Annotated in this window: 1 protein-coding gene; it reads left to right on the plus strand. The window is 43.4% G+C overall.

Annotated elements, in window-relative coordinates:
- Window positions 1–107 precede the first annotated feature (107 nt).
- On the plus strand, window positions 108–518 hold a 411-nt coding region (locus ACS8FC_RS20890), incomplete at its 3' end, for a hypothetical protein (protein WP_439298190.1).

The following is a 518-nucleotide window of genomic DNA, read 5'->3' on the forward strand; positions in this document are numbered from 1 at the left end:
TCTTTAAAAATAGGTCTTAATATTACTAAATTGTAACGTCTTGTGATATAAAGTACAGTACTAATGTACATCCGTTAACGACTGGCTATTTATACAAAGAGATTCTTATGTCATCAAACCATGTTAATAACCGTAATCGACAGTGCTACTCTGAGATGGCGAGTAATTATTTGCCTATCACTGACAATAAAAATAATAATGGTCATGTATCTCAAACAAGCAAATTAACCTCTATCGCTTTGCTAGTTGGTAGTGCGTCGCTTGTGCTTACAGGTTGTCAATCAAATCCGACTGCCTCAGCGGATGTGGCAGCCTCCAGTACCCTTATGGATTTTAGCACTGCAAATCCTGCTCAGAGCCAACGTCAAGGTCGCGCTTTTACGGCTAGTCAAGAGGCCCAAGCTGAGCGTTACGCGCAACTGTTTGATCAAGAAAAATATCCCAACACTGAGCACCAAGCCAAGGCGCACCTGTTGGCGGCGATTCGCCAGCACTTAGCGACAGAGCACGTGGCAGTG

Source organism: Psychrobacter sp. 1Y4 (assembly GCF_051847555.1).